The organism is Brochothrix sp., from assembly GCF_017549435.1.
Lineage (GTDB): Bacteria > Bacillota > Bacilli > Lactobacillales > Listeriaceae > Brochothrix > Brochothrix thermosphacta.
Genome location: NZ_JAFYUW010000081.1, coordinates 14,009 through 33,578 on the forward strand (window position 1 = coordinate 14,009; position 19,570 = coordinate 33,578).

The 19,570-nt window shown below is 37.1% G+C and carries 17 protein-coding genes; 2 read left to right on the forward strand and 15 right to left on the reverse strand.

Features of this window, described 5'->3' with window-relative positions:
- Window positions 1-12: 12 nt before the first annotated feature.
- Window positions 13-2,178, reverse strand: coding sequence for a DUF2339 domain-containing protein (locus tag IKV95_RS05415; protein WP_287451485.1), 2,166 nt, complete (start codon window positions 2,176-2,178; stop codon window positions 13-15).
- 258 nt (window positions 2,179-2,436) lie between these two features.
- Entirely contained in the window at window positions 2,437-3,789 is a 1,353-nt protein-coding gene (locus IKV95_RS05420) for an aldehyde dehydrogenase family protein (protein ID WP_220709461.1), read from the reverse strand.
- A 247-nt stretch (window positions 3,790-4,036) separates the two neighbouring features.
- Between IKV95_RS05420 and IKV95_RS05425 the strand changes: the two genes are divergently transcribed.
- Entirely contained in the window at window positions 4,037-4,780 is a 744-nt protein-coding gene (locus IKV95_RS05425) for a helix-turn-helix domain-containing protein (RefSeq protein ID WP_029092530.1), read from the forward strand.
- Between the two features lie 205 nt (window positions 4,781-4,985).
- Here the strand turns inward: IKV95_RS05425 and IKV95_RS05430 are convergent, their stop codons facing one another.
- The 13 genes from IKV95_RS05430 to IKV95_RS05490 form a co-directional block, all read right to left on the reverse strand.
- A complete protein-coding gene (locus IKV95_RS05430; protein ID WP_029092531.1) occupies window positions 4,986-5,609 on the reverse strand; it encodes a GyrI-like domain-containing protein in 624 nt (207 codons plus the stop codon).
- A 185-nt stretch (window positions 5,610-5,794) separates the two neighbouring features.
- Window positions 5,795-7,135 (reverse strand): aldehyde dehydrogenase family protein, encoded by a 1,341-nt coding sequence (locus tag IKV95_RS05435; RefSeq protein WP_069120727.1) that lies wholly within the window; start codon window positions 7,133-7,135, stop codon window positions 5,795-5,797.
- 428 nt (window positions 7,136-7,563) lie between these two features.
- A complete protein-coding gene (gene dagF / locus IKV95_RS05440) occupies window positions 7,564-8,304 on the reverse strand; it encodes a 2-dehydro-3-deoxy-phosphogluconate aldolase (protein WP_029092532.1) in 741 nt (246 codons plus the stop codon).
- Between the two features lie 15 nt (window positions 8,305-8,319).
- A complete protein-coding gene (locus IKV95_RS05445) occupies window positions 8,320-9,429 on the reverse strand; it encodes a DgaE family pyridoxal phosphate-dependent ammonia lyase (RefSeq protein ID WP_069134602.1) in 1,110 nt (369 codons plus the stop codon).
- Window positions 9,416-10,522, reverse strand: coding sequence for an amidohydrolase/deacetylase family metallohydrolase (locus IKV95_RS05450; protein WP_069125881.1), 1,107 nt, complete (start codon window positions 10,520-10,522; stop codon window positions 9,416-9,418). The genes IKV95_RS05445 and IKV95_RS05450 overlap by 14 nt, the downstream gene beginning before the upstream one ends.
- Before the next feature lie 15 nt (window positions 10,523-10,537).
- Window positions 10,538-11,188 carry a DUF4310 family protein gene (locus IKV95_RS05455; RefSeq protein WP_029092535.1) on the reverse strand — a complete coding sequence of 217 codons (651 nt, stop codon included), beginning with the start codon at window positions 11,186-11,188 and terminating at the stop codon, window positions 10,538-10,540.
- Window positions 11,189-11,206: 18 nt separating this feature from the next.
- Window positions 11,207-11,989 (reverse strand): DUF4311 domain-containing protein, encoded by a 783-nt coding sequence (locus tag IKV95_RS05460; protein WP_029092536.1) that lies wholly within the window; start codon window positions 11,987-11,989, stop codon window positions 11,207-11,209.
- A gap of 33 nt (window positions 11,990-12,022) precedes the next feature.
- Entirely contained in the window at window positions 12,023-12,388 is a 366-nt protein-coding gene (locus tag IKV95_RS05465; RefSeq protein ID WP_069120733.1) for a DUF4312 family protein, read from the reverse strand.
- Window positions 12,389-12,411: 23 nt separating this feature from the next.
- Window positions 12,412-12,762: an SFCGS family glycine-rich protein gene (locus IKV95_RS05470; RefSeq protein ID WP_287451486.1), complete on the reverse strand. Its 351-nt coding sequence runs from the start codon at window positions 12,760-12,762 to the stop codon at window positions 12,412-12,414.
- Between the two features lie 25 nt (window positions 12,763-12,787).
- On the reverse strand, window positions 12,788-13,120 hold the full coding sequence (locus tag IKV95_RS05475; RefSeq protein WP_119945496.1) for a PRD domain-containing protein: 333 nt from the start codon (window positions 13,118-13,120) through the stop codon (window positions 12,788-12,790).
- 15 nt (window positions 13,121-13,135) lie between these two features.
- Complete coding sequence (locus IKV95_RS05480) at window positions 13,136-14,992, reverse strand: BglG family transcription antiterminator (protein WP_069120736.1); 1,857 nt, start codon at window positions 14,990-14,992, stop codon at window positions 13,136-13,138.
- A 784-nt stretch (window positions 14,993-15,776) separates the two neighbouring features.
- Window positions 15,777-16,889 (reverse strand): glycerate kinase family protein, encoded by a 1,113-nt coding sequence (locus IKV95_RS05485; protein ID WP_287451487.1) that lies wholly within the window; start codon window positions 16,887-16,889, stop codon window positions 15,777-15,779.
- 97 nt (window positions 16,890-16,986) lie between these two features.
- The gene (locus tag IKV95_RS05490) at window positions 16,987-17,883 is read right to left on the reverse strand and encodes a TetR/AcrR family transcriptional regulator (protein ID WP_051536021.1); all 897 of its coding nucleotides are present in this window, start codon (window positions 17,881-17,883) and stop codon (window positions 16,987-16,989) included.
- Between the two features lie 194 nt (window positions 17,884-18,077).
- On the opposite strand from IKV95_RS05490, the gene IKV95_RS05495 reads away from it, so the two are divergent.
- Window positions 18,078-19,565, forward strand: a complete 1,488-nt coding sequence (locus IKV95_RS05495) for a DHA2 family efflux MFS transporter permease subunit (protein ID WP_069132254.1) — start codon at window positions 18,078-18,080, stop codon at window positions 19,563-19,565.
- The last annotated feature ends 5 nt before the right edge of the window (window positions 19,566-19,570 follow it).

Below are 19,570 nucleotides of genomic sequence, written 5' to 3' on the forward strand. Positions count from 1 at the left end.
TATTCACCTCAATCAATTACTTTTTCGTGATTCGTTCCCTTTTAACGTTAACCATAAGCCGATACCACCCATACCAATAAACAGCAGTGAGCGAACAAACAAGCCCAAGTACCATAGATCAATAAAAATGAGTTTAAACAGCGCTAAGATGACTAAACTAAAACCAGCAATGCGTAACACATTTACTTTTTCAGTTAATCCCCAATGCATAATATAGAAGGCAAATACAAAAATCAATAACGTTTGCCCCATAAAAAGAATCGATTGGCTACCATTGTAATAGTACACGGTTTGCATATACAGTTTCAGCGCCAACAATAGCATTAACCCAAATAAGATAGTTGCTGATAAACGTTTATCCCATGGTGTTTGTAAACCATAATGACCTTCAAGAATCCGTTGCTGTTTCACATGATAGATTAAGAAAGACAGCACAATTAAGAGTCCTATACCTACAAGTAAAAATACCCAGATAGATTGTCCAAACGTAAAACTGACTAGTGTACGACAATAAATAAAAGCAGCTAATGCCAAATGGAAAATTGTCATTAGGCTTCCAAATCGAACCTTCTCATCATACAATAACACAACTGTTACTAATAAAATAATTAAATACAGTGGATAATTGAAACTAATAATAGATAATTGATTAATGAAGAAATAGGTTAAACCGATTGTAACAAGTGGCAACCACTCCAAGACAGCAATATTACTATTAATAATACTAAACGTTGCCTTACTATTAAGCTTCGTTGTCTTTTTCAAGTAACTATAAATAAGGTAACATCCAACAATTATTAACACGACATTCAAATTTAACACTGTAAAAACGGGTCGATGGGTGTTAAATATAACCAAATAAATATAGATGAAAAAACCAATACCATTCGTTGCATATAAGAATGGCGCTTGTAACCTAATAGCCAGTAGTAGCGCAAAAACAAAACCACACGTCGTATAGATAAACATCCAGGCAGCATCAATTGTAAAATAACCAACTAATGTGATTATTGTCATTAGTGTAATAACAAGATAAATATCAGATACACGCGGCACCACTTTTTTCCAACTCCATGCTGTAATAGCGATGAAGAAAATTATCAAAATGAGATGTGAAATTAAATTTTCAAAGCCTGCCATCAGAATAAAAACAGCAAATGTTACCATTAAGAGTGAATATATCAAACCGCTATGGAATGAACTGCTATTTCCCCAACGTTGATTCATCCCTAACCAAGTAATTGCTGTAAGTATCAATAAGCACATCAGAGTAATGATACCCATCGTGTCATTGTCACCATAATTTGCTACATTCAAAAAGATAACTGCCAGTAGTGAGAATAGATGATTAACAATAAAAGCCATCACGTGTGATTGCGACACGGTGAGCCACTGTAGGGCAATAAATACTAAAAGGACATAGGCGTATATATAATTATTTGAAACGGCCATATATTCCAATAGATATGGCAATAACAACGATGTAAGAGCGATGAAAATTGTTAGTGGTTGATAACGTTTATAGTACGCTAATAACAACCCATACATAATATACAGTAGTGCAATACTTAAACCTGCACCCTGACTAAACGCCCCATATAAAAAAGTTCCTGCGGCTGTTGTTAAGATACCAATGATGTAACTAAGTGCAAATAGTAAGTGACTTGAGAGCACACTGTTTTTTTGATAAATACGGTAAGCATAAACACCTGTTGCTATCGATATAATATAGGCGATTCCCAATTTTAAACCGAAACCAAACACACCATAATCATTTACAATTTTAAGTCCCCATAAAACGCCGAATATTATCATGGTAATAAACACTTTAGGTAATACTTTACGAATCATGGCTTCAATTGAAGTAGTCTTTATAGGTTCTTTCTTTAAAGGTTCTTCATTACGCAGTGTCTCTACTTTGGTTGATGTTAACGTTGTGTGACCTTTAGCACTGTCAGCTTGTTGCGCAAGACGTCTTTGCACGGGCGTTTGTACCACAGTCACTTTTTTCGTTTGAATCGCAGGTCTCTCCTTTAATGAATTTTTTTCATCCGTACGTCGAGGCACCTCTCGCTCTATACTAACAGACGCTGCATTTTTCTTAACTTGAAGCTTCAATTCAGCTAATTCTTGTTCTACTTGCGCTAAGCGTTCCGAAACAGATAATTTTTTATCCATGCTACCACTTCCTTTTAGCCTTTATGCTATTATTTTAATCCATACTAATAAATACACTTACATAGGTAGATGTCAGCACCAAATATTAACTAGGTTTTCTTGCTAATTATAGTCTATTTATACTGTTTTATCAACAGCCTATCCCTTGTCACTCTTCACTTTAGGTACCTATTCCAACAAAAAACACGCAATCAATGATTACGTGTCAGTAAACGCTATAGACTACTTTTCAATTTCAATCGTTTATTCATATTCATCTTATACGCCATAAGCAATGCGTTTGATATTTAAAAGATTCAATACACTGACATTATCCGTTGTACTACTTCCACCGATTGCACCGCATCCTAATGTTAATGAAGGAGCCAATTTCGTGGTAAAACCAATGGCACCCAACGCGCCTAACGTATTGATCAGTACTCGTGATGCCGTAATCTGTAAGCCATAATCTAATACACGTTCATCTGATTGAGTATGTAATATCGCAGTATGTCCAGCGCCTTCATTTGCTAATAATGCATTACAAGTTGTCATGCCTTCTTCCCATGTCTCTACCGTATAAAAACCCAATACGGGCGTTAATTTTTCACGTGAGAACGGATACTCTTTACCGATATTTGTTTGCTTAGCAATTAATACACTCGTATCTTCTGGCACTTCGATACCACTTAATTTTGCGACAAATACAGCTGGTTTTCCAACAATTGCAGGATTCATCCCACCATTCTCTAGCATAATGATGGCACCTACTTTCTGTGCTTCTTCAGCAGATAAAAAGTAAGCTTTTTTGTTTTCGAGTGCCTTTATGACATCCTTACAAATTTCTTTATCTACTACTAGTGACTGCTCAGAGGCGCAGATAGTACCATAATCAAACGTTTTACTTTCAATAATAGCTGCCACAGCTTCTTTAACATTTGCAGTTTTTTCGATATATGTAGGCGCATTTCCTTGTCCAACACCAATTGCGGGTGTGCCTGATTGATAGGCCGCTTTGACCATTGCTCCTCCACCTGTAGCTAATATTAAAGCCGCTTTATCATGTTGCATAAGGTACTGAGTCGCTTCCAAAGTAGGTTTTTTAATAACTTGAATTAAGCCAGCTGGTGCACCTTCTGCTACAATCGCTTTTTCAATCATTTCGACCGTCATCATAATTGCTTTCAACGCTTTGGGATGTGGTGAAAAAATAATCGCGTTTCTTGATTTTAAAGCTAGGAGTGCCTTGAAAATAACAGTAGACGTTGGATTTGTCGACGGAATTAACCCCACAACAATGCCCATTGGAATGCCAATCTCAATAATTTGGTTGATATCATCACGCTTAATTTCCCCAACAGTCGGTATATCTTTAATACTATTGTATACGTGTTCGCTGGCAAAAGTATTTTTTATTATCTTATCTTTTACATTACCAAAACCCGTCTCTTCATGAGCCTGAATTGCTAATTTTTCTGCTTGTTCACCTAGTTTTTGCGATACAACTGCTACTAAATGATCCACCTGTTTTTGTGAGAACCCTGCATATATTTGTTGAGCCTTCTGCGCAGTTGATATTAATTCATCTACGACTTCAACTGCTTCTACGTCTTTAAACATTGTTTCAACCATTGATTATCTCTCCCTCTTACACCCTTTTTGTTTGCGCTTACAAAATAATCATATCAAATAATATGTCTTTAATGTTAGGATTTTATTCTGGTCTTTCTGGATTAAATCCACTTTTCGACCCCCATCTTATACACCTTTTCATTTATTACTTTAGATTGTTTAACATCTACTAAATACACTATAAATAACTATGCTAATGTGCTAAAATGACATTATATTAACTAATTTGTATTACAGGGGGCAGTCCATGTGTTACGTGATGATCGTCAGCAACGATATTAAAGAACGTCAATATTTGCATCAAGTTCTGAATGAAGATTTTTTAAATGCTGTTGTTCTTCCTGAAGCAGCAACCGCAACTGAAGCATTAAAAATCGCACAATTATCGCAACCCGAGTTATTGCTACTCAGCCTAACATTGCCCGATGAAGAAAGTTCGCTCTTATATAAAGAAATTCTTGCATTACATCCGTCTATCAAAGTTGTTTTATTTGATGATGTTGGTGATTTTAAACGTGCACAATTTGCCTTGAGGGCAGGTGCAATTGATTATTTAGTGCGCCCTCTTCAGTCAACTGATGTTAAAAATGCAATTCATCGAGCAATTATAAACCTTAACCATGTATCTTTACTTAATAGAGACGGAAAGTTAACAACTTATAAAACAAAACAAAGCGTTGACCGTATGTTTATTTACTTACACTCCAATTATCAAAAAAATCTGACATTAAATGATTTAGCCGATCATGTACATTTAAACAAAAATTATGTCAGTCGCTTATTCAAAGAAACGGTGGGAATGACTTTTATCGCTTATTTAACAAATTATCGCATTCAACGATCGAAAGATTTATTGCGATCAACCACTGATAATATAACTGATATTGCTATGGCCGTTGGCTATATTGAACCGACATATTTCAGTCGCGTGTTTAAAAAAGATACACTCCTTACCCCCTTACAATATCGACAACGTTATCATATCGATTAATTCTCATTACATTAATCACCGCTTGTTTTCGTTACATAAATTAAATGTATACTTTGCCCTTAGGTCATTAAACTATTAATGAAAACATCGTTCGGCAGGAGCTTTTTTATCATTTTTTAGATAATAGCAAAACAAATAAAAGTAGCGCGGGATTTTCCGCGCTACTTTTATTTGTTAATTATCGACAAGGAAAATAGGTTTAGACTTACTCTATTATTTTATAACGCAGTAACGTTTTTTGCTTTTCAGGCAGTACCCTTCTCGCATCGGATAAATAAATTTCACGATGCTGATACTTCTCCATAATAACCGTTTTTTTCATATTATTTGTAGCCAATAATTGCTCCATTTGATCAAACGTTTCTTTTTCTGTATCAAATGAACCAATATGTAACCCTTGAATGACATGCCCTTCTTCATACTCAATTAACTGTGCTACTTTTATAAACGGATTATTTTTTTTAGCATACGTTTCTTCAACAATTTCATCAAATCTTTCAGCATTAAAAGTATCAGGTTGTCGAATCATAATTTGATAAACCAAGCCCTCTTTATCCACAACACCATCTATTGGTTTTTCTTTAGAAGTCCATACACCTTCTAATGGGTAAACGGTGTAAATAAAGGGATCTTCATAATATCCTGTTTTGTACTTCATTCGAATGGCATAAGACAACCCATATAACGCTTCGATTTGATGGGTGAACTGTGCTGTATTTGGATTACCTTCCCCTGCTATCGTAATAAACTTCATTTTTGGAATTTTAAGCATTTGAATGCCTGTTGTCATATACAGGCTTTTTTCTCTTTTTCTCCATTCATATTTCATTTGTATACTCCTTTTCAATTTATATTTCACTTTATTCATTATACCAATTAGAAAAATAATTGTTTGTTTATATAGTGTGTGAAATCATGCCTAAACTATCCCTTTATTCATCACACTCGCTTTTAAAATAAAAACACCTCAAAAGCAGACTTAATAGCTGTCTTTTGAAGTGTTTTATTTTTTACTTATTTACCAAACGCGACACGTTTAATGTTTAAAAGGTTCATCACACTAACATTGTCAGTTGTGCTACTACCGCCGACTGCCCCACAACCTAAAGTGAGCGATGGCATTAAGTTAGTTGTGAAACCAATTGCACCAAGTGAACCGTACGTATTAATTAACACACGCGATGCAGCAATTTTCAAGCCATATTCTAATGCAAGTTCTTCACTACTTGTATGTAGTAAGGCCGTATGTCCTGCACCTTCATTATGCAATAACATATTACAAGTTCTTACGCCTTCTTCCCATGAATGAACGGTGTACATCCCTAAAACAGGCATCAATTTTTCACATGAATACGCATTATGTTCGCCAATTTCAGTTTCCTCTGAAATCAATACTTTAATCCCTGCTGGAATGTCTAAACCACTAATTGCCGCAAGTGTCTCAACCGGCTTACCAACAAGCTCAGGATTCATACCACCGCCTTCTCGCATAATGAAACGGCTTAATTGATCAGCTTCTGTACGAGATAAGAAATAAGCGCCTTCTGCTTCCAGTTTTTGTTTCACTGCTTCTTTAATCTCCACATCCACAACGATTGATTGTTCAGAAGCACAAATTGTTCCATAGTCAAATGTCTTACTGTTGATAATATCTGTTACCGCTTTATTAATATCTGCAGATTTTTCAATATATGCAGGCGCATTACCTTGGCCTACACCAATTGCTGGGGTTCCTGAGCGATAAGCAGCTTTAACCATTGCTCCACCACCTGTCGCTAAAATCAAAGCGATGTCGTCGTGTGTCATTAGTTGGTTGGTCGCATCCAAACTCGGTTGTGCGATTACTTGAATGAGCCCTGCAGGTGCACCTGCACTGATTGCTGCTTTTTCAACATAATGCGCAGCCTTTAAAATTGATTGTAATGCTTTTGGATGGGGTGAAAATACAATCGCATTACGTGATTTCAGAGCGATAAGCGCTTTGAATATAACTGTTGATGTCGGGTTTGTTGATGGAATTAATCCTGCAACTACACCCATTGGAATAGCGATATCAATAATTTTATTTTCTTCATCACGTGCAATTTCACCAACTGTTGCAATGTCCTTGATACTATTATAAACATGTTCACTTGCGTAAATATTTTTTGTTATTTTATCTTTAATATTACCGAAACCTGTTTCATTATGAGCAAGTGTTGCTAACTCTTCAGCAACTGTTCCCAACTGTACTGATACAGCTGTAATAATTTCATCAACTTGTGCTTGTGTAAAGTTTTCATAAGAGCGTTGGGCATCCTTAGCAGCTTCAATTAACTGGCTGACCTCAAGTGTAGCGTCTGTAATTTTAATCATTTTAAGCGCCTCTTTTCAAATGTTTTATTTGTTTACATCCTTATCATAGCAGATAATATCGCTAATTGATGGGGACAAAAAATGACAAATAACACTGATTTGACAACGTTTTTCGCAATTTCCATCCATATAATCATAACGCTCTTTTTAGTTGTTATTTTGTAAGGGTTTCCAACCTTAACAACACAATAAGTAAGCGTTATCACATAAAAGTAACAATTTCGCCATATTTAAACTAAAAATCGTCTTTTTATTTAAATCTGTACTATAACAGTTCGTAAATATTGTATGTTTTTGCTGATAAAAAGGACATAATTAGCTTTATTAAGAATAAGCAGACCTCTCCTGTTGCAAAAAAACACTAAAAAACAGTATTTCAACGAAAACGTCAAAATACTGTTTATACAGATCAACTAGCTCTAATTTACTTAACTCAGCGTTTTTTCCATCATTTGAATCAAGGTTTTAACGTCTTCTGGACGCGTAAGTCCAGTTTCTGAATCAATAATAGAAGAATAAACGTGTGGAATCACTTTTTTCACACCTGCATCAATCGCAATTTGCACTATTTCTTCAAAGTTTTCTAAATCAATGCCACCTGTCGGCTCAAGATAAAAATCATAGTCTGCACACGCTTTTGCTACAGCAATGTATTCTTCTTTATGCGCAAGACCTTTCATTGGAAAATACTTAATAGAACTACCACCCATATCTTTTAACAATGAAATTGCTGTTTCAATTGGCACTTCTGTTGCAGGCGCTTGGCTACTTAAAGGGCCTGTTGCAATATTAACGTACCCTACTTTACCTGTCGGTGACACCAAACCATTAACAATTGTTTCATTTTGCCCTAGTAACGCACGGCTTGCGCCAATACCAGTGAATACTTGATTCACATGTTGGGGTTGTAAAATAGCTGAAATACGGCTCACCATTTGACTCTGATTTGGGTCACCTGCACCTAAACCGACTGAAAGAGCGTTGTTAGTTGCATGAGCATATTTTTTCATATCAGCGATTGCAGCTTCATCCGTTTCATAATTTTTAGAGAGCACACCAAGAACGATTTGACCGTTTGCCGCCTCATAACAATCTTTTGCGTTTTCCACTGAACCTGCTAAAACATTTAAACATAAACGATCTGACATATATTGGGGTGTTTTTTTCATATCATTTCCTCTTCTCTAGTTATTTAAAATACTGCGTAAACGTTCAACAATTTGAGTCATCTCATACTGATTAACTGCACGAATATCAAATTCAATCACACCATTGTTTGCACGGTATTCACGTGTATAGATTGCCAATTGACCTTCTTTAAGCTGTTTAACAACTTCAAGTGCCGTTACTGGACCACTCACCGCTACTTTGGCACGGTATATGTCACGTCCAGCGCCGTCTTGTTCTTCTGTTGCCTCAATGCCCGCAATTGTATTTAAATCCGCTAAAAATGGCTGTAACCGCGCTTTCATCGCATGCCCACTTTCACTACCGTTCTGGATATAATCCTCGATTGCCGTCGTAAACCCTAAAATGTTTTCTTTGCCTACTTTCATCGCACGTCCAATACCCTTAGTTTGCAATCGCACCCATTCAATAAGTGTTGCATCACCAATAACCAAGCCAGATGTCGGTCCTTCAATGGCCTTGCCTCCACTATAAATGACAAGGTTTGCACCTTCAGCTGTGTACTTTTCTAAATCTTCCTCGGCTGCTGCATCAACAATTAAGGGCAACTGATATTTTTTGGCAATAGCTGCCGCTTCTGCTACACTCAACATACTTTTTTGAACAGTGTGATGACTCTTGATGTATAAAATAGCAGCGGTTTCTGGTGTCACCATCATCTCAATATGCTCTGCATGACACATATTAGCATACCCCGCCTCGACTATTTTACCGCCACCCAGACCAACCATGACCTCAACGGGTGTCCCATAATCAACATTGTGACCCTTCGGTACAATGATCTCACGTCGACTCACTTTCTTTGTATAAGGATGATACGCATGGAATAAATCACCTTGGCCAATCATTCCCGCCACACTTTGTGCAATCCCAGCAGAAGCACTTGAAACAACGATTGCATCTTCGACCTCTAATAACTGCGCAATATGTCGACCTGTTTGGATGACGAGATCACTCATTTCAAAAAAATGTTGCCCGCCAAATTGTTGTGCGGCTAATACGTTGTCAGACACTTTTGATACACCTAAAATCGTCATTTTACCAGAGGCATTAATCACTTCTTTTAAACCGTATTTTTGATAACTTATTCCTTCAGTCACAGTCATACACGCTCCCTCCAATAATAGTATGCGATGGTACAATAACCGTCGTTGTTTCACGCGTGTTCCCATTCGAGTCCACCAATGTTTTACGACGCTCTTTTAAATTGAAAATAGTAATATCAGCATCATATCCTGCTGCTAGTTGCCCTTTATTATCCAAATGGAATGCTGCTGCAGGGTTTTCAGTAATCATCGGTAACACTTCAGCCAATGAATAGCCTATCACTAACATTTTTTCAATCGTTGTCGCCAAATCATAGACAGGACCCGTTTCACGATTGCGATGATAAATATCGGTACTAATCGTCTGACAGATAATTCCTGCTGCTTTCGCTTGTTCGGCAACGTTAAAATTAAAACTGTCCGTCCCATGACCAATATCAAAGAGAATACCTTTATCATAGGCTTCACGAACAAAAGGTTTCAACTGACCTGCTGTATTAAAAATACCATTCGGTTTACCATTGTAACAATGTGTCATGACATCACCCGCTGACATTTCGGTTAGGACGTCCTCTAATTCAGGAGGAGCAGAACCGATATGTACCATCAATGGTAAGTGATTACATTCAGACTGTATTTTTTTTGCCATTTGTAAGGGGACAATACCATTTTCACCCACAACAGTTTTGCTCATACGCGCTTTCAACCCTACTATAAAATCAGGGTAAGCTGCCAACGATTGAGTGATTAATGCAGATTGAATTTTAGCCAAATCAGCTAGTTCATCTTGTTCCACGATTCCCCATTTAGAAATATTCAAGAGCGCATAAACGTTGGTGTTTGCCTGTTGTGCCAATTCATAAAAATCTCCCACATTCTCCGCACCTGTTGTACCAGCATCAATCACTGTTGTTACACCTTTAGGAATTCCAATTTGATCAGGATAATCATAATAAAGTGTCATCTTTTCATAACAATGAACATGATCATCGATCCAGCCCGCTGACACATAACTTTCTCCTGCCAAATCAATGACTTCCTGAGCGTCTGCTTCTATTAAGGGAGCAACTGCTATAATTTTTTTATCTTTAATAGCGATATCGACGATGTCATCCGTCGCTAAACGGCCTTGTCGTATCAATAAATCATACATTTGTATCACCCTTTCTTATAACGCAATTGGGAAAATTGCGCCAAATATCATGGCACCTAATATCGCACCACCTGCAATCGGTTTACGCCAAATATAAAAAATCAATGCCCCTAGTACTGAACCCATACCAATTGGAATCGACGCTGTACATGCAGATAAAATTAACAGTGGCCCTAAAAAGCGACCAGCCGCATTCCCAGCACCCATCATGACATCTGCACCAAAAGTAGAACTCGATCCATTAATAGTGACTTTACGAATAAGAATGATGATACCACCAATTAACAAGCCGCAAATAGCACCCGTCAATAATGCCAAACCAAAGTTAGTAATCGGTGCGACGATATTCATACTCAAAAAAATCGCTGGTATACCGATACCTACACCCGTTAAAATGGACCCACCTAAATCAAGAATCCCTACGAGTGACCCTTCTAGAATACGCGCAAATAAGAAACTTGCACCAAAAGCGGCAGCTGCACCATAAGAACCACCGTCCATACCCGCTTTTAGCATTGCAACAATCGATACCTCGTTAAAAGCACCCACACCATACACATAATACATGTGCGTTCCTGCAAAAACGGCAGCTGCCATAATTCCTACGAAAATGGGAAACGACCAATCCGCGTACCAAAAATTACGTTTCAATCCTTCTTCTGTCATCCTTTTTCACCTCTTTTATTATTTACCGAAATTAAAGACGTTATGCACATCGTTTAACCAGTTTGGAATCGTTAATTTAAAACTTTCAATCATTTGCATATCAAAACCTCGGAAGAAACCACTAAATAAGAACAATAATATGATGGCTACCATAATTGATTTAGTCACACGGTTCCAACCAATATCATCCACACCTTTACCAATCAAAATACCCAAAACAACACCTGGTACAGCGTTACCCATTACGAGTTGAGATAACCCGCCCAAGATCGTTCCCCAAAAACCAGAACGACGACCGGCATCAATGGCAGCTAACCAAAATAGAACAGGCATCACTGTATTGATTAAAATCGTTGCTGCCGGTACCAATACTGCAACAGCAGCGACTTGTAACGATTCTGGGATTGCTGAAGCGGTTGTATTTAAGAACGCGACTAGCACCATTCCAATTAAACCACCGACTATACCCATTTTTTTAGGATTATGCATTGTTTCTGCTACATTTTTATTTTTCGTTAGTAAAACAGCGGTTGCCCAGTTAGGTATCACTCGATGCGTAACATCTTGTGTGAAGGCACCTGCTCCAACACTTGATGCCCAAGCATTGAAGAAGAAACCTAAACCGAATGAGAAATGCGAAGCGGCATCTCCCTCACAGGCATTCATTTCACCCAATGTTCGAAAGGCACCTAGACCTTGACTTGCTGGCGCGTGAAACATTCGTGCTGCACCTGCTGCTGCCGCAAATCCAAGCAATCCCCCAATGAGTAAAGATTTCATTAAAACAATCAGGATTTCCATTTTCGTACTCACCTATCCTTCTTTTTGTATGATTTACACTTCAAGTTTTTTACGTTTGCGTTTTGGTAAACTTAAACGTTCATATGTCTTCTTTTGCTTATTAACAAATGGCACTTTATCAACAATAATTTTTGTTAATTCAATCGTTACTTTCAACTCCACATGATAATCAACGCGTTTTCGTGGCATAAAGAAGAACAGAAAGCGCTCTGTACTATTCACAGCTTCTGCCGTTATAATTTCAATATCAATGGGCTCGATTCTGACAATGACATCATTGGCTGATTTTAAAATTTGATTATGAATCGTATTCAAAGCGCTGGCAAATGCCTGTTTTTTTTGCGAGCCAGAACCTTTAACTGTTACAATTTCCGTTGTTTTTTCTTTCACATTTGCCATCTGTTATCCCTCTTTCACCACTTTTATTTTTTATTCATATAAGCTTCGACAAGACGACGGCCTAATTCTTCTTGATCCATAAAGCCAAAACCAAGCACTGTTTTACCATCATTAATAGCCGTAACACCTTCCTCTACAGAGCGCATACCATGACGTTCCGCATAACCGTATTTTGTTGCAGCTGTAATTGCGCCCGCGCCGCCACTTCCACAAAAGGAAATGCCAATATCAGCTTTCTCTGTTTGCATCACATCACCTAAACGCATGTCAGCGCCCATTCCTGGTACTACAACGGCACGTCCTCCTGCTACTTCCACACCTTTTGCTACATTTTGTCCTTTTCCTAAACGATCTGCTATTACGACTGTTATCATTATTATTTCCTCCTCTAATTGTTTTTTAGTTATATTTTGCTGTTTCGAAATGAATGGATAATAAATACAATTCATCTTCAGGTAGATTACCAATCATTTGTACAACCTCAGTTGCGAGTTCTAATGATTCACTTGAAACGTCACTGAACATGCTCGGATCAATCGTCATCATTTTTTCTGATAAACGCGCGCGTTTAACCATTTCATTAAGATGGTTCGTTAGTACAACCACCTGTATTTCTGTCGGTACTATTGCTTGGACTGACATTAAAGCTAATGTATGAGCGACTACTTCTGCTGTTCGCTCACGGTCTTCACTTTCATCAATTATCATTTGTGCGTCTATTGGTAAAATCATCACATTTTACCTCCTTCATTCAATGCATACATATTGTAATAGTGCTGTTATTTCAGCACGATTAATTGCAAGTTTATTATGAGCCATAATTTTTTCAATGGCGCAGACATCTGTTTGATTTGTTACTAATGTTTCGGGGACAACATTGCCCTCATTTTGATACTGTGATTGAAAATGAATACGATGTACCATCATCATGACGTGCAACAAGAAAGCTTCTTCATAACCACTTTGAATTTGCCCTTCAAACAGGCGTTTCAATTCCTCATAAACCACAAACGCACTCAGCAAAAGATCGCGACTTTCATCTTCTATTCCCTGTTTATTAGGTACTTGTTGGCGCGCAACTAAACGCGTTAATTTATGTTCACCGGAACGGTTTTGCAACACACCTTGTACAAGCTCATTAATCATCGTGATATCTTGAGCGGTCGGTAATGGCTGTACCTTGATAAAAGGACGTTGAATGCCTTCTAATGGAAAAATACTAACCACTAAATCTGGATTTTTTTCCTTAATAACTTCCTGTGCTTTAAGGACAGATGCAAAACTAACTAATTCAACATTTGCTACTTCTTCCATAATCTTCTGCTGGATTAAACTTGTCACACCCAAACCTGTTGAACAGATATAGACAATTGAAACAACATCACGATTGGGTTGTGCTTTTTCATAGGCTACTAAAAAATGTAATGCTATATAAGATACAAACGAATCGTTCACAATCACTGCCGAACTGGCAATCAGTTTTTCTGAAGCGAACTGAATATGTCTGAATAAGTGTGAATATTTCGACTTTATATCATCCACAAAGGGATTGTATTCATTAACAAAAACATGTTTTTTATGTAGTTTTAATGATAAATGAGCAAAGAGATTATTAAAAAGCTGCTGATCTGCATTAAATGGCACTTGTTCTTTTTCACTTACCTCTGCAATTAATGCGGTAGTTAACTCTGCAATATTGGCATCTTGATAATTAATCAATATGTCACTAAAGATATAAATATATTCATCTTCTAAATTAGGAAAGTGATAGTAGTTAAACACAGCTTGCATCAATAAGAATGGCAGTTCTCGTTTTTGTTCAAGCTGTTGCTGATTATCTAGAATTTTATAACTTTTCATTGTATGCGTATTTTTTAAACGACCTGTCGCTATAGCAACGCGTAAAATGATGGCTAAAATTTCACTGTAATTAAATTGATCGAGCATTTCTTGGTCAACCAACTGTGCCATCTCTGTTAATGTGACGTTAAAAATCGTTGCCATTTCATGTGGCATTCCATAATTAGTTGCTTGTGTTTTTTCTTGATTAACAATCGTTTGCATCATGTTATAAACATCATAATCAGTCATACCTTTTTGGATAACAATTTCCATCAACAATCGAATCTGGCTTTCTTCGCCTGCTAAACAAAAACCATAGTGGTTACGTCGTTGTAGCGTAACGTCATATTCATAAAGTAGAAGCTCCATTTTTTCAAGGTCGCTTAAAATCGTATTGCGTGACACGGACATGTCCTCAGCCAATGTATCTGAAGTTAAAAACGTTTCTGCTAGTGCTAACCTTAAAATCAGACGGTAAATGCGTACTTCCTGATCAGGGAAAAGTGCATAACGTGCCACATGTAACAACTCATTTTTGATTTCAAGTTTTTTTGAATCGGGCCATTCTAACCAAATACCTTTATTTCTTCGAGATACGAGCGAGAGTTTTTTTTGTTCTAACCACGCACGAATATTATCTAAATCATATTTGATGCTGCGCACACTCATTTCGAACTGTTCTGCTAATAAGGCAGTCGTCAACGGTCCGTTTGCATCAATGAGCGTAAGCGTAATACTGATTTCGCGCTTTGAAAGCTGCACTGTGTCACCTCGTTTTTGTAGTAGTGATATCACTCTACATTCAATATAGACCAGGAATTGCATCAATACAATACAAATTAATTGCACTTTTAGTAGTGCAATGCGCAGTTTTTGGAACGATTACATTGCATTAATTAATAAGGCGTTTTTATTATACTTCCAAATATTAAGAACAAATGGTGACTAATGGACAATGATTTATTTAAAAGTAACTACTTTTTCATCCACACACTTGTTTTAATGCAAAAAATACATTGTCTGTTCAATTTTTTTTGCGTATGTTGCACCTATTCTCAAATAAAATGCACTTATTAGCGGAATCTATTTGCAACTCAAATAAAAAAGCAGTCCATTTCAGAACTACTTTTTAGATCTATTTATCGACTACTTCTTTGTTGAAAATTAGTGGTTCCGCTATTCTTTGTAAACAAAAAAACAACTGCACAGAATAAAGTGATGACTTTATTCTACACAGTTGCTTTGTGTGCTATTAATTATAATAGGGAGTTGGGAAAAAAATTCGTTAAATATCTACTGTATTGGGGATACTAAATTACACCTATAGGGTTGGGGAGAGTGTAATTTGAGATAAACATCTAACTAGCACTGTTTTAATTTAACACGTTTGACCCCATTATTATTCTTCAATTTTAGCTATTTAAGTTACAATATTGAAGAATCGACTGTTTGCTTAATTAAAACCAGCTTATTTATCAATTAAATTTGAAGCTATAACCGACAATATAACTCATTTGATGATAACTTTTTTGTACGTCAGCTTTTTTTATTCCCATTCTAATAGGATAAAAGTACGTTCAACTGCAGCTGCCAAATTAGTTGCTGCCGCAGAAATCGCTTCAGGGATAGTCACTGGCGCTTGTACAATGGGTACCACAGCTCTAATTCCTTCAGATGCAACTGCTGCAACATCACCTTCAAATCCGCCAACAAACGCAATAACTGGTACTTTTGCAGCTTTAGCTTGACGTGCGAGTGTAATCGGTAATTTTCCCATTAAACTCTGGCTATCCATTCGACCTTCACCTGTAATCAGTAAATCTGCTGTTTCCAATGCTTCCTGCAATTGATTAGCTTCTACTAACATCGTAGCGCCAGATTGCAGTTGACCTTTTAGAAAAAAACGGAGCGCAAAACCAATCCCACCAGCTGCCCCATCACCCGCTTCGCTTGTAAGCGCGCCAGTTGCTACTTCTAAATAATGCTGCATTGCTTCATCATAGGCAATTTCTTCATCAGGTAATAAGCCTTTTTGGGCGCCAAATACTCGCACTGCACCGTTCTCACCAATCAAAGGGTTCGTAACATCACTGGCACCAATGATGGTTGTGTTGGCTAATCGTTTATCTAAGAGAGATAAATCAATATAAGCCACTTCACCGAGATCAGCACCACACCCCTGTAAACGTTCACCGCGTCGATTAAAAAATTGACCGCCTAGAACAGTCACTAAGCCAATCCCCCCATCAATTGTTGCACTACCTCCTAAACCAAGCACAATTTTTTTTGCCCCTTTATCCAATGCATCACGCATTAAATGACCAGTTCCTGCACTTGTACGATTCAATGGATGTGTATCAGCTGATGCATACTGAATACCTGACGCAGCACTCACATCAATATAAGCCGTTTTTTCAGTAGGGACCCAGCCATACTTTGCTTCGATTTTTTTAAAAGCAGGTGATACCGTAACGACATGACACCATTCGCCGTCTGATTGACCTGACATGAAAGCCTCCGCTGTGCCCTCGCCACCATCCGCCATTGTAAATGACAGTGCATGATGACCTCTTGTTGTCACAATATCTGCAATAATACGATTAGCTGCTTCACTTGTTAACGCGCTTTTCATTGAATCCATCGCAATGATAATATTCATAAACTCACCCCATTGTTGTTTTAAAAACCTTCTCTCTTAGTTATATATCCTCTTATAGTAATAATTAACCTATTTTTCGAATATAAATAGACTTCATTTAACGTTCGTTTAATAATTCTCTTAAAAATGTTCTATAGACACAATATTCTTCTATCTCTTTATTATGTAAAACCTTCTCTATCGATAGTGTAAAACTTTCAAAAATAAAATCGTCACTGAAATTTTCGTCCAAAATATTTTTTTGGATAAAGAACAACATTTTTGTTAGATAATCGTTATCACCTTCTGAAAGATTACTTTTAGTATCTAGCGCTTTTTTTAAATTCATCGTAACTAAAGTTAAACGACGTTTATTATCAATACCGCCTTCAATTTGCGGAAAATAATCAGCGATATCTTGATTGGTAAACAAAGGTGTCGCCATTACATCACTATGTTGTACCAATAATAATGACTGATCCAATGCGTACCGTATCATTTCCTCATTTGTGTATTTTTTATTCACCGCACGATTCATTTCAAACATCATATGCGTTAATCCCATGAATTGCAGTGTCACATCAAAGGAATGTTCTTTTTTGTCTGATGGTAAAATATCCATCAAACGCTCATTGACCCAAACAATCATAAAGTAGCGGAAATTTTTAATAAAGGCGATGAGTTCTAAATCATTTGAAATCATCACATCATTAATTAATTCTTGTATTTTAATTTTATCGTTATTCCCCATCAACAATACCATTTGTTCAATGAAAATAGTGGGATCTTTCAAGTCTTTGCCTACTACCAAAGCATCTCGGCGTTCACGTAACAGTGCAAACATCGATGAAAAAACCGACTGAAATAATTCAGATTTTGATGAAAAATAATTGTAGAATGAACCTTTTGAAATACCACTTGCTTCTAATATATCTTGAATTGATGTGGCATGATAACCGTGTTTTATAAAAAGCTCACGGGCAGTATCGATGACATGCATTTTGCGTTTGTTCATATTGAGCGCATCCTTTCAATCGAATAATAGGGTTATTATAACACATGTACAATTAGTCCAATAATAAACCGCTAGTATAAAAACCTTGCAATCCACTAATAATCGGTGTACTATTAGCTCATACATAAACTGATAGTTCATAAAATGTACTATCGTTCCAATCGTAATTTCAATTAAAAGGAGAAATGAATATCATGTCAGAAACACACACACAAACCAACAAACCTAAAGTAGCCTACGGGGTCCTAGTGGTCTTAATGTTAGGGGCTTTCGTAGCGTTACTCAGCAATACGCTACTTAACATCGCGTTGCCTTCAATTATGAAGGATTTTAACGTCTCAGCTGCAACGGTACAATGGTTATCTACGGGTTATATGCTCGTTAATGGTATTTTAGTGCCAACCACAGCCTTTTTAATTAAAAAATTCTCAGCGCGTCAACTGTTCATTACTGCGATGGCGTTGTTCACAACAGGTACTTTAATTGCCGGTTTTGCAGGAAGTTTCAGTATTCTATTAACGGGTCGTATGGTTCAAGCTTCTGGGGCAGCAATTATGATGCCACTTTTGATGAACGTTATGTTAACAAGTTTTCCACCTGAAAAACGTGGGAGCGCGATGGGACTTTTTGGTCTTGTAATGATTTTCGCTCCAGCAATTGGACCTACACTTTCAGGTTGGATCATCCAAAATTATGAATGGCCGATGTTATTCTTCATGATTGCACCGATTGCATTTATCATCTTATTAATCGCTGTCTTTAGATTACATGATAAAAAAGAAAGTCTCCCTGGTAGTATTGATATCTTATCGGTTATCTTCTCAACATTTGGATTCGGAGGTATTTTATACGGCTTCAGTTCAGCAGGTAATAAAGGTTGGAGCGATGCGATTGTTATTACATCTTTAGTAGTAGGTGTTATCAGCTTAATTTCACTCGTATGGCGTCAATTCAAATTAGAAGAACCTATGCTCGATTTTCATGTCTTTAAATACCCAATGTTTGCCTTATCAACTGTCATTTCATTCACACTCAACATGGCAATGTTCTCAGCAATGCTGTTGATGCCCATCTACTTACAAAACATTCGAGGCATTTCACCGTTAGACTCTGGTTTACTATTATTGCCGGGGGCGATCGTAATGGGGATTATGTCACCTATTACAGGACGTTTATTTGACCGTTTTGGTGGCCGCATCTTGGCTATTATCGGATTATCAATTACAATTGTTACCACCTATTTCTTTGCAAAACTTACATTAGATACCACTTATACTCAGTTAATCTGGCTTTACTCTATTCGTATGTTTGGTATTTCAATGGTAATGATGCCTGTTATGACAAATGGTCTTAATGCTTTACCAGCTAAATACACGCCACATGGTACTGCTGTAAACTCAACCATTCAACAAGTATCTGGTGCGATTGGTGGTTCATTACTCGTAACGATTATGTCGAATCGAAGTGTCACCCACGGTAAAGAAATGTTTGCAGATGCTGCCAAACAATTACAAGCCGCAACGTCTCCAGAAGCTTTAGCACACTTAAAAGAATTAATCACAATGAAAGCAACTATCGAAGGGATTAATGATGCTTTCCTAGTTTCAGCATTTGTAGCTGTCATTGCGTTAATTGCCTCATTCTTTATTAAACGCGCCAAAGCACCTACTTCTGAAAAGTAAGACGA

What these genes read in the sequence shown, in the direction of transcription:
- IKV95_RS05415 (WP_287451485.1), bottom strand. Translation starts at nt 2,178, where the DNA reads ATGGATAAAAAATTATCTGTTTCGGAACGCTTAGCGCAAGTAGAACAA.
- IKV95_RS05420 (WP_220709461.1), bottom strand. Translation starts at nt 3,789, where the DNA reads ATGGTTGAAACAATGTTTAAAGACGTAGAAGCAGTTGAAGTCGTAGAT.
- IKV95_RS05425 (WP_029092530.1), top strand. Translation starts at nt 4,037, where the DNA reads ATGTGTTACGTGATGATCGTCAGCAACGATATTAAAGAACGTCAATAT.
- IKV95_RS05430 (WP_029092531.1), bottom strand. Translation starts at nt 5,609, where the DNA reads ATGAAATATGAATGGAGAAAAAGAGAAAAAAGCCTGTATATGACAACA.
- IKV95_RS05435 (WP_069120727.1), bottom strand. Translation starts at nt 7,135, where the DNA reads ATGATTAAAATTACAGACGCTACACTTGAGGTCAGCCAGTTAATTGAA.
- dagF (WP_029092532.1), bottom strand. Translation starts at nt 8,304, where the DNA reads ATGAAAAAAACACCCCAATATATGTCAGATCGTTTATGTTTAAATGTT.
- IKV95_RS05445 (WP_069134602.1), bottom strand. Translation starts at nt 9,429, where the DNA reads ATGACTGTGACTGAAGGAATAAGTTATCAAAAATACGGTTTAAAAGAA.
- IKV95_RS05450 (WP_069125881.1), bottom strand. Translation starts at nt 10,522, where the DNA reads ATGTATGATTTATTGATACGACAAGGCCGTTTAGCGACGGATGACATC.
- IKV95_RS05455 (WP_029092535.1), bottom strand. Translation starts at nt 11,188, where the DNA reads ATGACAGAAGAAGGATTGAAACGTAATTTTTGGTACGCGGATTGGTCG.
- IKV95_RS05460 (WP_029092536.1), bottom strand. Translation starts at nt 11,989, where the DNA reads ATGGAAATCCTGATTGTTTTAATGAAATCTTTACTCATTGGGGGATTG.
- IKV95_RS05465 (WP_069120733.1), bottom strand. Translation starts at nt 12,388, where the DNA reads ATGGCAAATGTGAAAGAAAAAACAACGGAAATTGTAACAGTTAAAGGT.
- IKV95_RS05470 (WP_287451486.1), bottom strand. Translation starts at nt 12,762, where the DNA reads ATGATAACAGTCGTAATAGCAGATCGTTTAGGAAAAGGACAAAATGTA.
- IKV95_RS05475 (WP_119945496.1), bottom strand. Translation starts at nt 13,120, where the DNA reads ATGATTTTACCAATAGACGCACAAATGATAATTGATGAAAGTGAAGAC.
- IKV95_RS05485 (WP_287451487.1), bottom strand. Translation starts at nt 16,889, where the DNA reads ATGAATATTATCATTGCGATGGATTCAATGAAAAGCGCGTTAACAAGT.
- IKV95_RS05490 (WP_051536021.1), bottom strand. Translation starts at nt 17,883, where the DNA reads ATGAACAAACGCAAAATGCATGTCATCGATACTGCCCGTGAGCTTTTT.
- IKV95_RS05495 (WP_069132254.1), top strand. Translation starts at nt 18,078, where the DNA reads ATGTCAGAAACACACACACAAACCAACAAACCTAAAGTAGCCTACGGG.